11 protein-coding genes are annotated in these 14,329 nt (G+C 62.9%); 2 read left to right on the top strand and 9 right to left on the bottom strand.

The window, feature by feature from the left end; translation table 11 throughout:
* Positions 1-33: 33 nt before the first annotated feature.
* The 6 genes from AC3QL3_RS03535 to AC3QL3_RS03510 all read right to left on the bottom strand — a co-directional run bounded on the left by AC3QL3_RS03535 (position 34) and on the right by AC3QL3_RS03510 (position 7,987).
* Positions 34-2,589 carry a beta strand repeat-containing protein gene (locus tag AC3QL3_RS03535; protein WP_492896919.1) on the bottom strand — a complete coding sequence of 852 codons (2,556 nt, stop codon included), beginning with the start codon at positions 2,587-2,589 and terminating at the stop codon, positions 34-36.
* Positions 2,590-2,668: 79 nt separating this feature from the next.
* The gene (locus AC3QL3_RS03530; RefSeq protein ID WP_492896918.1) at positions 2,669-4,927 is read right to left on the bottom strand and encodes a type IV pilus secretin PilQ; all 2,259 of its coding nucleotides are present in this window, start codon (positions 4,925-4,927) and stop codon (positions 2,669-2,671) included.
* Between the two features lie 40 nt (positions 4,928-4,967).
* A complete protein-coding gene (locus tag AC3QL3_RS03525; RefSeq protein ID WP_492896917.1) occupies positions 4,968-5,495 on the bottom strand; it encodes a pilus assembly protein PilP in 528 nt (175 codons plus the stop codon).
* Position 5,496: 1 nt separating this feature from the next.
* Positions 5,497-6,180 carry a type IV pilus inner membrane component PilO gene (locus AC3QL3_RS03520; protein WP_492896916.1) on the bottom strand — a complete coding sequence of 228 codons (684 nt, stop codon included), beginning with the start codon at positions 6,178-6,180 and terminating at the stop codon, positions 5,497-5,499.
* A complete protein-coding gene (locus tag AC3QL3_RS03515; RefSeq protein WP_492896915.1) occupies positions 6,177-6,929 on the bottom strand; it encodes a PilN domain-containing protein in 753 nt (250 codons plus the stop codon). Before AC3QL3_RS03515 ends, AC3QL3_RS03520 begins: the two co-directional genes overlap by 4 nt.
* Positions 6,929-7,987, bottom strand: a complete 1,059-nt coding sequence (locus tag AC3QL3_RS03510; protein WP_492896914.1) for a pilus assembly protein PilM — start codon at positions 7,985-7,987, stop codon at positions 6,929-6,931. Before AC3QL3_RS03510 ends, AC3QL3_RS03515 begins: the two co-directional genes overlap by 1 nt.
* Before the next feature lie 238 nt (positions 7,988-8,225).
* On the opposite strand from AC3QL3_RS03510, the gene AC3QL3_RS03505 reads away from it, so the two are divergent.
* Together AC3QL3_RS03505 and AC3QL3_RS03500 are read left to right on the top strand one after the other, a co-directional pair.
* Positions 8,226-10,709 (top strand): penicillin-binding protein 1A, encoded by a 2,484-nt coding sequence (locus AC3QL3_RS03505; protein WP_492896913.1) that lies wholly within the window; start codon positions 8,226-8,228, stop codon positions 10,707-10,709.
* 10 nt (positions 10,710-10,719) lie between these two features.
* Positions 10,720-11,343, top strand: coding sequence for a hypothetical protein (locus AC3QL3_RS03500; protein ID WP_492896912.1), 624 nt, complete (start codon positions 10,720-10,722; stop codon positions 11,341-11,343).
* 59 nt (positions 11,344-11,402) lie between these two features.
* Here AC3QL3_RS03500 and AC3QL3_RS03495 read toward each other — a convergent pair whose 3' ends face one another.
* The 3 genes from AC3QL3_RS03495 to AC3QL3_RS03485 form a co-directional block, all read right to left on the bottom strand.
* Positions 11,403-12,695 carry a citrate synthase gene (locus tag AC3QL3_RS03495; RefSeq protein WP_492896911.1) on the bottom strand — a complete coding sequence of 431 codons (1,293 nt, stop codon included), beginning with the start codon at positions 12,693-12,695 and terminating at the stop codon, positions 11,403-11,405.
* A gap of 310 nt (positions 12,696-13,005) precedes the next feature.
* Positions 13,006-13,248: a type B 50S ribosomal protein L31 gene (locus AC3QL3_RS03490; RefSeq protein WP_492896910.1), complete on the bottom strand. Its 243-nt coding sequence runs from the start codon at positions 13,246-13,248 to the stop codon at positions 13,006-13,008.
* 79 nt (positions 13,249-13,327) lie between these two features.
* Complete coding sequence (locus AC3QL3_RS03485) at positions 13,328-14,254, bottom strand: nucleoside hydrolase (RefSeq protein ID WP_492896909.1); 927 nt, start codon at positions 14,252-14,254, stop codon at positions 13,328-13,330.
* Positions 14,255-14,329 lie beyond the last annotated feature (75 nt).

Genomic DNA, 14,329 nt, shown 5'->3' with positions numbered 1-14,329 from the left:
GCGGCCCTTCGGAAGAACGCTGTGATGGGATCGTCAGTTCGCGATCACGCTGCAGGTTTTGTCGGCGGACATCGTCACTTGTGCCGTGCCGGCGGTCGTTCCTGCCGAACAGTCACCGACGAAGGTCAGCGGCGTGTTCGCCGGCGTCGCGGTGGCTTTGAGCGTGACGGCAGTGCCGGTCGCGAACGGGTTGTCGCACGAACCGTTGTGGGCCGGTGCAGCGCTACAGGTCACACCAGCCGGCGTCGAGGTGACGGAAACGGCCGTCGCAGCGGACCCTGAGCTGATTTGCACCTCGACCGTGAGAATCGGATTGTCCGTCGTCCCTTGGCACGTCGGATCATTCGCGGCCAAGAATCCACCGCTGACCGAAACCGTAGCGGTCGGACCGCCTTCCAAACCGGTCTTGAACGTACAGGTTCCCGTTTTCGGATCATCGCCGAGGCAGACCGCGCTGAGGCCGGTGGCGGTAACAGTTGCGCTGGTGCGCCCTGTCGCATCGGTAACACCAGGTTGCGTACCGAGCCCGGCACCACCGCTGCAGTCGCCTACCAGCTGAGAGCCCGGCACCGGGTTGCCGTTGGAGTCGGTCAGCCTGAGCGTCACGGTTCCGCCGTTGGCACCGATGGAGGACGGAGACGCCTGCAGCAAGAGACTCCCGCTGACTGTAATGGGTACCGCCACCGCCGGCACATCCGGGCCAGCCGTGAAAGTCACCGCTGGCGAGTTGGCGCCGCCGCTGGAACTCGTAAGGCCGCTCGTTTTCATGACACCCGTCGCACAACCACTGCTGTTGGTCGGTTGACTGATCACACCAGACGTCGGCGTGTCGTCGATACTGCCGGTGCCAAGGCCGAGATTGGTGAAACCGAAACCAATGCCGGAGCCTTGAATAGCCGCGCCAAGTGCGTCGTACAGACAAACTGTTACGTTCAACGTGGTATTGCCCGGCAGCGGCGTTTGGCTGACCACCAGCTTACCCGGCGCGACGCCGGCGAAGCCGCCACCGGAGATCTCCGTGACCAATCGCGGCGTACCGTTGACGGCTGCGCCGGCGCCACGTGCCCAGATCAATGCACCCTTGCCGATGCGCGATACCGGATAGTTCAACGTGGTGCGCGCAACGCCGTGCGCGTCCGTGTTCGCCGTAGCGCCGATGTTGCCTTCGACTGCGCGACCGATAACGTACGGCAACACGGGACCATTGTTGACCGAGATCCCGGTATCGTCATTCGGATTGAAGCGATAGCTGACGTTGAGGCTGGTGTTGCTGTTGACGGCCTGGATTTGGCGCGCCGACTCGAGATCGCGATTACCGGTGACGAGGTCGCCGAAGACCAGCAAAGTATCGCCAGGACCCGCGCCGCCGCCAGCGCTGCGGAAGTTGCCGGTGGGCGCCGTAAACAGCGTGCCGCCTTCCTGCGGATCGCCGTCGTTGCCGCCAATCAGGAAGCCGCCCGATCCTTGGTCAGGAAATCCTGCCATCGGCGCATCGACGACGCCGAACTCGATCGGCGTTCCCGGCACCACCGGATTGCCCTGGCGATCGACCGCGAGCGCAGCCACGGTCAAGCTGTAGGTGCCATCCGGGTTGGTCGGAATGGTGACGCTACCGTCGCTCGGCGTGACGTTGTTGGAAACCGGATTGACCTGAATTGCGTTCGTCGTTGGCGAGGTCAATACGAGGCTGTAGAGCTTGCCGTCGGAAACCACCACGGTCGTCGTGGCCGAAATTGGATCGGTGATGCCGTTGGTGACGTTGTTGTCGGCGCGGTCGACCGTGCCCTTGATCTGAACCGGACCCTGCACCGTTCCGGGCAGGAACGACGCGTTCGCGATACCGTTCACGGTGTGAGCGGTGACCGTCGTGCCGGTTGCAGGGCCGCCAGCGGCGCTGGACGAAAGACGTGCGCCATTGGCATTGCCGACGATTTCGAATTGGATGTTGTCACTGGCGGCAGGGTTGGGTACCGGCTGACCGCCGCCGTCGAGGACGCGCGCGCTGATCGTAGAGGACGTTCCCGTACCCGAATCGGGCAGATAGACGCTACCGGGATCCGCGGTCATCTGTACGGAGGCAGGCTGTGGACCGACACCGCTGCTGACCGCGATCGCGATCGTCTTGGTTACGGTCACGCCGGTCTGCGGATCGACGGCGGATGCCGTCAACGTCGCCGTGCCGACTGTGACGAGCGAAGTGACGAAAACCGTGCCGGAGCCGTTATTGAGTGTCTGCGGAATCGAGACGTAGCGTTGTGTGAACTCGTTGATGTCCTGAGTTTCGGGCTTGTCGGGAATCGACAGCGTTGCGATGTTCGGGTTGTCGATCGAGAACGTCGCGTCTCCACGCGGGGCTTCGAGCGTCCCGTTCGCGCTACGGAATGCAACGCTGACGCTCGCCATATAGGGCGAGCCGATGGAGGGCAACGCGCCGCCGGAGTTCAAGGGCAAAGTCGTACGATCTGCCGTCAGCGTGATCGAACCGCTCTGCGGCGGCGAATAGGCACCGCCGTTGCCGCCGCCACCGCCGCAGCTGGCAAGCGCCAGCCCAGCAAGCAGCAACCCTAAAGTCTTGCCAAAAGCTTTCATCGAGATTCTCCAATACTGCATTCAGGGTTTCGCTTGGGTTGCATGCATCCGCTGGCCTTCTCGGCAGGTTCGCATACGTTTACTTCAGGCTGTCGTTCAAGATACGCGGGGTGACGAAGATCAGGAGTTCCGCCTTCGTGTCTTTGCGGCCGGTTCTCTTGAACAGATTGCCGAGCACGGGGATGTCGCCGAACATCGGCACCTTGTCGAGAGTGTCGCTCTTGCTCACCTCGTAGACGCCGCCGAGCACGACGGTCTGGCCGTTGTCGACCAGCACCTCAGTGCTGATCTCGCGCTTGTCCAAGGTCGGCACGCTGCCACCGCCGGGATTGTTGACGAAGCCGGCGATCGCATCCTTCTTGACGTTGAGGTTCAACACCACGCGATCGTCGGCCGTGATCGTCGGCGTGACCTTGAGTTCAAGCACGGCTTCCTTGAACTGCACGGTCGCTGTGCCTAAGCCACCACCGCCGGAGTTCTGATAGGTCACGTAGCCGACCTCTTGTCCCTGCTTGATGTCCGCTTCCTGCTGGTTTGCGGTTATCACCCGCGGGCTCGAGATGACTTCGCCACGCCCTTCGTTCTGAGCGGCGGAGAGTTCCAGATCGAGCAGGTAGTCGGCGCCGAGGATCGCTAAGCCAAAACTACCCGTTGGGTTGGTCGCCGGCATATTCACGTTGAGCCGATCGTTGAGGTTGGGCACCGCAATACCGCTAACCACTCCGGTCGTACGCGGAATGACGCCTGGTGTCGAATTCGGCATACCGCGGCTAGTGCCGTTGAGGCGGTTGTTGAGCACAACATTGCTCATCGCATCGGTGCCTTGCGCGGTTCCGGCAGTGCTGACGACGTTGCCGTTCTTGTCCTGATAACCGCCGCTGACACCGAACTTGACCCCTAGCTCGCGCGCGAAGCTATCGGTCGCGATTACGATGCGCGACTCAATCAGCACCTGCTGCACAGGACGATCGAGCACGGCGACCAGTTGGCGGACTTCCTGGATTTTTGAAGGAATATCACTGACCAAAAGAGTATTCGTGCGATCGTCGAAGCTGACGCTCCCGCGCGATGACAGAAAGCCGCGCTGAGAGCTCCCTTGACCTTGGCCAGCGGCCGCTGCATTTGTTTGCGTATCCTTGGTCAGCAAGCCCGCAATGTCTTTGGCCTTGCCGTAGCTGATCGGGATGAAATCGGAAACCAGAGCTTCTTTGTCTTCCATCTTCAAACGCGCATCGGCGATCGCCTCTTCGCGTTCCGCGATCTCCTTCTGCGGAGCGACCCAGATCACATTGCCGCGCTTGCGCTTGTCGAGCCCTTTAGCCTGCAGCACGATGTCGAGCGCCTGATCCCAAGGCACGTTGATCAGACGCAAGGTCACGTTGCCCTGCACGCTGTCGGCGACGACGATGTTGAGGTCGGACACGTCGGCGATCAGCTGCAGCACCGAGCGCGCCGGAATGTCCTGAAAGTTGAACGTGACGCGGCTGCCGTTGTACTCGGGCTCGGCGTTCTTGCCCTTCAGCTTGGGATCTTCTTTCTTCGCCGAAACTTCGACCACGTACTCGTTGCCGGTTTGATAGGCCAGCTGCTCGAACGGCTGCTTGGCGACGATCTCCATGCGCACGCCACCGCTGCGCGCGCGCGTATCGATCGATTGCACGGGAGTGGCGAAATCGAGCACGTCGAGCCGCTGCGCCTGTGCCGGCGGCAACTTCACATTGACCAGGTCGAGCGCGATCGTGCCGCCCTCACGCTTGAGATTCACGGCCGCGCCCGAACCGCTGAAGGTGACGACGACGCGTCCCTCGCCGTTCTTGCCACGGCGGAAGTCGACGTTCGAAACCTCGATTTCATTGGAAGCGCGTACCGCTTTGGTCGGATCGGCTTTGCCGACTGCCGCAGCGATGCTGGTATTGCCGATCAATCCATTATTGACCGCGACGATCAAGGTGTTGCCGTTGATGCGCGTGTCGTAGCCGGCGACGCGAAAGAGATCGATGACCACGCGCGTACGTCCGGCCGCCTCGATCGCGGATGCTGCCGACGTGGCGCCGGTGCCGATGTCGATACGGCGTTTAGCGAGGCCGTTGCGCGTATCGGGAAAGTCGAGCGCGATGCTCGGCGGTGCCTCGGTCGAGAACACCTGCGGCGCAGTAACCGGTTGCGCGAACTTCAACGACAGCTCGACCTTGCCGCCAGGAAGCGCCGAATAGCTCACGTCCTCGAGAACGTTCTCCGCCTGCGCCGTACCGGCGAGTGCAAGACCGAATAGAACCGCGACGCGGAAAAGCCAGGGACGTACCGCCGCATGGAACGATCCGGACGCGGGCTTTGTCATGACTGTAGTGCTCATCTGATGTGTTCCCCCGTGGGATCGCTTACTGCTTACCGTCGCCCAAGGACATGGTCGCCGCACGTTCCATCCAGCCGCCGGTTCCGTTCGGAATCAGTTCGACCATGTCGATCCGCTCCTCCGTAATGGCGGTGATGCGCCCGTAGTTCTGTCCGAGATAGTTGCCCACACGCACGCGGTGGACGACACCATCCGGGTCGCGCACGAGGCCTTCCATTGATTTCGCCAAGCCGAGCGTGCCGGACATCTTCAACCCGTCCAGCGGAAACGACTCGAGCGGCTCGCGCGGCCGATTCTGATCGGGCTGCGGCCCGCTCGCCGCGGCTTGGTCCTGCTCTTCCGCACTGAGTTCGAACGGATTCCGCCGATCTTTGTCGTTGTAGAGGAAAGTCTCGAAGGTTTTGACCACCGGCAAGGGCTGCAACGGCGCGCCTTTCTTGGCCTTTTCCTGCGCGACCCACTGGCGCAGATCGTCATCCGGCGCACACCCCGTAATGCCGACACCGAACGCCAGCATCACCACAGCACGAATGGCGAGTATGGAAGTTCTCATGTCACTTCCCTCCCGCATTCGGCTTCACGCCGGCTTTCGCATCCGCTGCGCGTTGGATGGTGGCGGTTTCCTCGTCGTCGAGGTAGCGATAGGTCTTGACCGTGCCTTCGAGCATCAACTGATCGGCTCCGGTCGCTTTCGCCGAAGCGGGTTGACCAGCCAGCGGACGCAGCGATACGTCGTGCATGGTCAGGATTACCACGCGAGGCAAGGCGGCGACGCTGCTGATGAACGAACCGAACTGATGGTAGGTTCCGAGCATCCTCAATTGAATCGGCTTCTCGGCGTAGAAGTCCTTCATGGTTTCCGCGCCGGGTTGAAACAGCTGCGTCTCGATGCCGGCACCGAGCGCGGCGTCGGAAATATCGTTGAGCAGATCCGGCATCTCGGTCTTGCTCGGCAACTGCCGCAGCATCGTCTGCAGCATTTCCTTCATGTCGTCGAGCTGCTTGCGGTAGGCCTCGAGGTTGACGACCTTGGCCTGCTTGTCGGAGAAATCCTTCTTCAAGGTGACTTCTTTCTGACGCAGGGTTTCCAGTTCGTCCTGTTGACTGCTGATTTGCAGATACCAGCCAAGAAACAAAATCAGCACCACGATGATCGTCGCGAAGAACAGCTTGACCGACTTCGGCCAACCGCCGACGTTGTTGCGATCGAGATTGCGCAGATCGTCGAGGAAGCTCATTTCTTGTCTCCCGCGGCCGGAGACGTCGGCGCCTGCTGCGGCGATTTTTCGTTCGGTGCAGCCGGCTTGTTCATCAGCTTCGTTGCGGCGTTATCGAGCTGCGCGCCGAGGTCGGCAGGCTTTTTCTCTTCGACTGGGGTAGCGGCCGATGCAGGCTTGGGCGCCTCCGGCTTGGCTTGCTCGGCCTGCGCGTCTTCGGGCTTGCGCAACTTGACGTCGAGCGAGAACGTGTACGGCAGCTTTTTGTTCGTGTCTTTCGCGTCCGCCTTGTTCTCGGTCTTACGCAGATCACTACGCCCCATCCACGGCGAGCCGTCGATATTGCGCATGTAAGTGGCGACGCGCGAATTCGATTCGGCCATGCCTTCGAGGGTCAGGGTGTCGCCGACCTGTTTCATCGTCGCCAGGCGCGCGCCGTCGGGGATGGTCTTCACCAGCTCGTCGAACAGATGCACCATCTGCGAGCGGTTGGACTGCAACTGCTCGATGATTTCCTTGCGCGTCAGCAGCTGCGAGCGGGTCTTGTCGAGCTCCTTGATCTCCTCGATCTTCTTTTCGAGCCCTTTGATTTCCGTTTCCAGATACGTATTGCGATCGTTCTGGTTCTCGATCAGGTGGCTCATCCAGTAGATCGCGCCGAACAGCACGGCGAACGCACCGACTGCCGTCGCCAGCAGCATCATGTAGAACTCGCGCTCGCGCAGTTTGCGGCGGTCGTTGCGCCACGGTAGTAGGTTGATCTTCGCCATCAGTCGAGACTCCGCAGCGCGAGCCCGCAAGCGATCATCAGGGCCGGCGCGTCTTGCGCCAGCGTCTGCGCCTGCACGCGGGTGGACAGCGACATATTGGCGAGCGGATTGGCGACCACGCACGGCACGCCGAGATGTTCCTCGACCATCGCGGCCACGCCGGCGATCGAGGCGCAACCGCCGGCCAACACGACTTGATCGACACGGCTGTATTCGCTGCCGGCGAAGAAGAACTGCAGCAGACGGCTGATCTGCTGCACCATCGCTTCCTTGAACGGCTCCAGCACTTCGATCTCGTAGGACTCGGGCAGTCCGCCCTGGCGTTTGGCCAGGCCGGCCTCCTCGTAGCTGAGGCCGTAGCGCCGCATGACTTCGTCGGTCAGCTGCTTGCCGCCGAACACCTGCTCGCGCGAGTAGATCGTGCGTTGGCTCTTCAGCACGATCAGCGTGGTCATGGTGGCGCCGACGTCGACCACCGCGACGACCGCGTCCTTGGGCACCGCCAACTGGTCGGCGATCAGACGGAACGCGTTCTCCATCGCGAACGCCTCGACGTCCATGACCTTGGCACCGAGACCGCCCAGGTCGAGCGCCGCCACCCGCAGATCCACGTTCTCCGTGCGCGATGCCGCCAGCAGCACGTTGACCATGTCCGGGTTGTCCTTGATCGGACCGATCACCTCGAAATCGAGGCTGACTTCCTCGATCGGATAGGGGATGTACTGGTTGGCCTCGACCTGGATCTGCGCCTCCATGTCGTCTTCCGACAGGTCGGCGGGCATCGGGATGATCTTGGTGATCACGGCCGAGCCGGCCACGGCGGCGGCGGCGAACTTGGTCTTCGCGCCGGAACGGTTCAGGGCGCGCCGAATCGCTTCACCGACGGCTTCGACCTCGACGATGTTCTTCTCGACGACGGCGTTCGGCGGCAGCGGTTCGACCGCGTAGTGTTCGACGCGGTAACGTTGCCCCACTTGACCCAGCTGGAGCAGCTTGACCGCAGTCGAGCTGATATCGACGCCGATCAGAGACGGCGCTTTCGGTGTGAACAGGCCCACACTTTTCCCCCTTCCCACGCGCCCTTACGAGCGAAAGATGCGCCGACACATTAGATACAAGTGTTAACGGTTTTTCAACGACGGCCGTCACGTATGTCAAAATTGAGCGAAATCTGCGGTTTTCTTCTGAAGGGTGACGACCACCCCGTCCCCGACCGGTTCGCGCGAGCGACATACAATCTATACTCCGCCACTTAGCGCACTTACTTTGACTGACATCACAAGTCCTTAACCCTGCATGCCCCTCTTCTTCCGCCTGCTGCGCTACGCGCTCTACCTGGCGCTGGCCGGCGTCCTCCTCGGCGGACTCGCCCTCGGCACCGCCTACTGGCTGATCTCCCCGCGCCTGCCGTCGGTCGAGACGCTCAAGGACGTGCGCCTGCAGGTTCCGCTCAGGATCAAGTCCGCCGACGACAAGCTGATTGCAACCTTCGGCGAGACCAAGCGCACGCCGGCGCGCATCCAGGACGTGCCTGAGCGGCTGAAACTGGCCTTCCTCGCCGCCGAGGACGCAGATTTCTACACCCATCGCGGCATCGACATCGGCGGCATCACGCGCGCGGTCTGGCTGACCTTGAGCACCGGCAGCAAGCACGTCGCCGGCGGCAGCACGATTACCCAGCAAGTCGCGCGCATGTTCTTCCTGAGTTCGGAAGTCAGCTATACGCGCAAGCTGTCGGAGATCTTCCTCGCCTTCCGCATCGAGAACGCGCTGAGCAAGGACGAGATCCTCGAGCTCTATCTCAACAAAGCGTTCTTCGGTCACCGCTCTTACGGCATCATCGCAGCGGCCGAGTTCTACTACGGCAAGACGCTCGACCAATTGAACCTGGCCGAGTGCGCCATGCTCGCCTCGATCCCGAAATTCCCTTCCACCGGCAATCCGCTGAGCCGACCGCAGCGCGCGCTCGAGCGCCGCGGCTACGTGCTCGGCCGCATGCTGGAGAATCGTTTCGTCAGCCAGGCGGACTACGACAGCGCGATGAAGGAGCCTGACCTCGCGCAGGCGCACGAGGCGCCGGTCGAAGTCGACGCTCCCTACTTCGCCGAACTCGTGCGCCAGGAAGCCATCGAACGCCTGGGCAACAACGCTCTGACCGACGGCTACGTGGTCAAGACGACCCTGAACTCGGTCTACCAGGAAGCGGCCAATCGCGCGCTGCGCGATGCTCTGACCAACTACGACCGCCGCCACGGTTGGCGCGGCGCCGAAGCCCACGTCGATCTCGGCGCGAATGCGGCACGCGAGCAATGGGACGAAGCGCTGGCGGACTACCGCCCGATCGCCGGCATGCTGCCCGCCCTGGTCACCGAATCGGCCAAGGACCATGCGACCTTGCAAATGGCCGACGGTCAGGCCGTGTCGCTCGCGCTCGACGCGATGGAATGGGCGCGTCCGCGCATCGACGAGGATCGTCGCGGTGCTGCGCCGAAGAGCGTTTCCGATGTGCTCAAACGCGGTGACGTCGTGCGCCTGCAGCGCGACGCCGAAGGCAACTGGAAGCTCACGCAAGTTCCGGCCGCAGAAGCGGCGATCGTCGCGCTGAAACCCGAGGACGGCGCGATCGAAAGCATGGTCGGCGGCTTCAGCTTCCTGCGCAGCAAGTTCAACCGCGCCACCCAGAGTGCACGTCAACCGGGGTCGGGCTTCAAGCCGTTCTTGTATTCGGCGGCGTTCGACCACGGCTTCACGCCGGCTTCGGTGCTCAACGACGCGCCGGTTTCATTTCCCGATCCGTCCAAACCCGACGGCGTATGGACGCCGAAGAACGACGACGACAGCTTCCAAGGACCGATTCGCCTGCGCGAAGCCTTGGTCAAGTCGGTCAACTTGGTGTCGGTGCGCCTGCTCGATGCGATCGGCGTGCGCTATGCGCGCGAGTACATCACGCGCTTCGGCCTCAGCCTCGATCAGATCCCACCGAACCTGTCGATGTCGCTCGGCACGGCCGCAGTGGCGCCGCTGGCGATGGCACGCGGCTTCGCCGTATTCGCCAACGGCGGCTACCTGGTCGATCCGTACTACATCAGCGAAATCACCGACCGCGACGGACAGGTCGTGTACCGCGCCGAGCCCGGTGTGGCCTGCGCGAGTTGCCCCGAGCGCCAGCTCACCGATTCGGCCTCCGCTACACCGCCGCCACCGCGACCGGCTTCGGCAACCAATGCGCTCAATCCGATCGGAAGCGCGCAGGCGACTTCGGCACCGTCGACGCCGGCGCAACCGCATCTGGCGCTGCGCGCCATCGATCCCCGCAACGCTTATCTGGTCGCCTCGTTGATGCGCGACGTCGTTCGCCGTGGTACCGGATCGGCGGCGATGGTGCTCAAGCGCAACGACTTGGCCGGCAAGACCGGCTCCACCAACGACCATCGCGACGCGTGGTTCACCGGTTTCAATGCGCAGCTGGCGGTCAGTTGCTGGGTCGGCTTCGACGACTTCAGCTCGCTCGGCCGCGGTGAATTCGGCGCCAAGGCAGCGCTGCCGCTGTGGATCGATTTCATGCGTACCGCGCTGAAGGACGTGCCGGAACAGCCGTTCGACATGCCGCCCGGCATCACGCGCGTTCGCATCGATCCTGCCAGCGGCTATCTCGCCGGCGCCGGAACCGAAGGCGCTATCTTGGAAGTGATGAAGACCGAGGATGCGACGCGCCTCGCCGAGCGCCCGCCGCAGACCGAAGAGTCGAGCAACGACCAACCCGCCTACGACGTCTTCTGAGAGCCTGCGCATGAACGACCGGCATGCCAGTCACGCGCACAACCGCGCGAGCGAGCAACGCCGGCGTATCGCGGTGGAAGCGGCGCGCCTGATCAGCGAAAGCGGCCTGCGCGACTATCGCCAAGCCAAACTGAAGGCCGCGGAACGCCTCGGCATCTTCGACGAAGTCAGCCTGCCGAAAAACATCGAAATCGAGCAAGCGCTGCGCGAACACCAGCGCCTGTTTCGAGCCGAGGATCAGGCGGGCAACTTGCACCGACTACGCGAGGTCGCGCGCGAGGCGATGCGCTTCTTCGCACGCTTCGAGCCGCGCCTGGTCGGCGCTGTGCTCGAAGGCACCGCCGACGAACACTCGGCGGTGTGTCTCCATCTGTATTCCGACCAGCCTTTCGAGGTCGAAGCTGTGCTGCGCGAACGTGCGATTCCGTTCGAAACGCAGACACGCCGCCTGCGCCTGGATCGCGACACCGCGGACGATTTCCCGGTACTGCTGTTCAGCGCCGACGAAGCCGCGATCGATCTGACCGTGCTGCCTTACGACCGACTGCGCCAAGCGCCCCTCGATCGCGTCAGCGAAAAACCGATGCAGCGCGCGACGCTGGCCGCGCTCGAAACACTGCTGCAAAGCTCATAGCGATCGTCGACGCGGGCCCGCGTCAGCGATGCCCGCGCTCTTCAACCAATCCCGGCTCTTCAACGCTTGGCGATCGGCACGTATTCGCGCTTGGGCGAGCCGGTATAGATCTGGCGCGGGCGGCCGATCTTGGTTTCCGGATCGAGGTGCTGCTCGAGCCAATGCGCGACCCAGCCCGCCGTGCGCGCGATCGCGAACATCACGGTGAACATTTCGGTCGGCAGCTTGAGCGCCTTGTAGATGATGCCGGAATAGAAATCGACGTTCGGATACAGCTTGCGCTCGACGAAGTAAGAGTCTTTCAACGCCGCCTGTTCCAGCTCCATCGCGACGTCGAGCAGCGGATCGTTGACGTTGAGATCGGCCAGCACCTTGTGGCACATCTCGCGGATGATCGTCGCGCGCGGATCGAAGTTCTTGTAGACGCGATGGCCGAAACCCATCAGGCGGAAGCCGGAGTTCTTGTCCTTCGCCTTCTCGACCGCCTTGCCGACATTCTTGGCGTCGCCGATCTCACCGAGCATCTTCAGCACGGCTTCGTTGGCGCCACCGTGCGCCGGACCCCACAGCGCCGCAATGCCGGCTGCGACGCAAGCGTACGGGTTGGCGCCGGTCGAACCGACCAGGCGCACGGTCGAGGTGCTCGCGTTCTGCTCGTGATCGGCGTGCAGGATGAACAATAGATCGAGCGCCTTCGCCGCCACCGGCGACAGCTGCAGCGGCTCGCTCGGGACTTCGAACATCATGTGCAGGAAGCGCGTGACGTATTCGAGATTGTTGCGCGGATAGCGGATCGGCCAACCGATCGAATAGCGATAAGCGGCGGCGGCGATCGTCGGCACTTTGGCGATCAGGCGGATCGCAGCGAGACGACGCTGCTCCGGATCGTTCATGTCGAGCGTGTCGTGATAGAACGCCGACAGCGACGCGATGGAAGCGCACAGCATCGCCATCGGATGCGCGTCGTAGTGGAACCCGTGCAGGAAGTTCTTCAGCGCCTCGTGCATCATCGTGTGATGCGTGACCTCGTCCTCGAAGGCCGAGAACTTCGCCTGGTCCGGCAGCTCGCCGTTGATCAGGAGGTAGGCGACTTCGAGAAAGCTCGACTGCTTGGCGAGTTGCTCGATCGGATAGCCGCGATACATCAGCACGCCCGCGTCGCCATCGATGAAGGTGATCGCGCTGCGCGTCGCCGCGGTCGACATGAAGCCGGGATCGAAGGTGAAGTAGCCGGTTTCCTTGTTGAGCTTGCCGATGTCGAACGCCGGATCGCCGAGCGTGCCGCTCACGACCGGCAATGCGGCGCTCTTATTCGTGGCGGGATCGGTGAGCTGGACGATTTTGTCGGACATGGCGTACTCCTGGCTGCGGGCCACCGACGCACCAGACCGTGCGAGGGAGGCTGAACGTGCGAATGCGACCGCCGATGCTACGCCGCGGTCAACACACAATTATTGCATGGCAGCAGGTGCGTGCGGCACGCGCGGGAATCAAGCGCAGACGCCGCAAACGGAGCATTGGATGAAGCGATGTTCATCCGCATGCGCGCAGCGCGCGGGAACGCGAAACGCCGGCACAAGGCCGGCGTTCGGATGACTCGTGAAGCTGGGTCTCGGCTCAGAGCAAGCGTATGCCCCCGGCCGGGACGAGACCTTTCCGGTCTTACTTCGCGTAGCGGCGGCGGAACTTGTCGACGCGACCAGCGGTGTCGACGATCTTCTGCTTACCGGTGAAGAACGGGTGCGAGTGGCTGGAAATTTCCACCTTGATCAGCGGATATTCCTGGCCATCCTCCCACTTGATCGTTTCCTTGCTGCTCATCGTCGACTTGGTCAGGAACGAGAAGTCGCTGGAGATGTCCTGGAACACGACCGGCTTGTAGTTCGGATGGATGTCGGCTTTCATGGGCTGCTCCGCGGCAAGACCGCGATAAAAGAGCGGCAGTATAGCCTGCCGGCAAAGACTGCGGCAAGTATGCCCTGCCTCAAGCCGCATCGGCGCCAAGCGCAGCGGCAACCAGCGCCTGGAAGCGCGCCTGATCGACCTCCAGCACGATGCGTGCGTTGGCCGGCCGGCCGAACCGGTTTTCCCAGTCGACCACGGTCGCGCCGCGCGTCATCGCGCCGTTGAGTTCGATGCCGACATGGCGTGCTTCGACCTTGCGCACGATCGCCGGTTCCAGCGCCACCGCCATCGCCAGCGCGTCCGCGACGACCATGCCGCGACGCCGCCCATGGCCTTCGTTGAACAGCCGCGCCTTGCGCGAGATCGCCGCGTAGAAATCGCCGCGCACTTCGCCCGCGGCGACGACACGATCGAACCAGGCGAAATCCATCGCGTGGCGCACGCAGGCTTCCCAATCGATCAGGTCGAACTGCGGCCATTCCGAGAACACCACGTGCGCCGCCTCCGGATCGAAGCCGATGTTGAACTCGGCCGGCACCAGATGCGTATTGCCGCGACCGGTCACGGCTCCGCCCATCACGACCAAGCGCGCGATGCGCTCCGGCAATCTTGGGTCGAGCCGCAGCGCCAACGCCAGATTCGTCAGCGGCGCCAGTGCGACCAGCACCAGCTTTCCCGCGTATTCGTGCGAGAGCCGCAAGATCGCCGCGACCGCGTGTTCGTCTGCGACGCTGCGCGCCGCCGGCCGATAACCAATGTCGCCGAAGCCATCCGCTCCATGCACGAATCCGGCATCCGCAGCGGGCAGCACCAAGGGCACCGGGCAACCGCTGAATACCGGCGTGTCGGCACCGATTACTTCGACCAGTTTCAGCGCGTTTGCCACCGTGTGCGCGAGCCCGACATTGCCGGCCGCGATGCTGAGACCGACAACTTCGGCGTGCCGATGCGCCATCAGGATCGCGAGTGCGTCGTCGACGCCGGGGTCGGTATCTATCAGGATCAAGTCGAATGCTCCAAGAAAGATGTTCGAGCTGCCGTGATCAACCAGCGGCAACTGCATCGCCACTAACCGCGTTTG

This window comes from Dokdonella sp. GW821-FHT11D02, assembly GCF_058808595.1.
The sequence above is the reverse complement of the archived record's forward strand: the minus strand, read 5'-3'. Positions and strand labels throughout refer to the sequence as shown.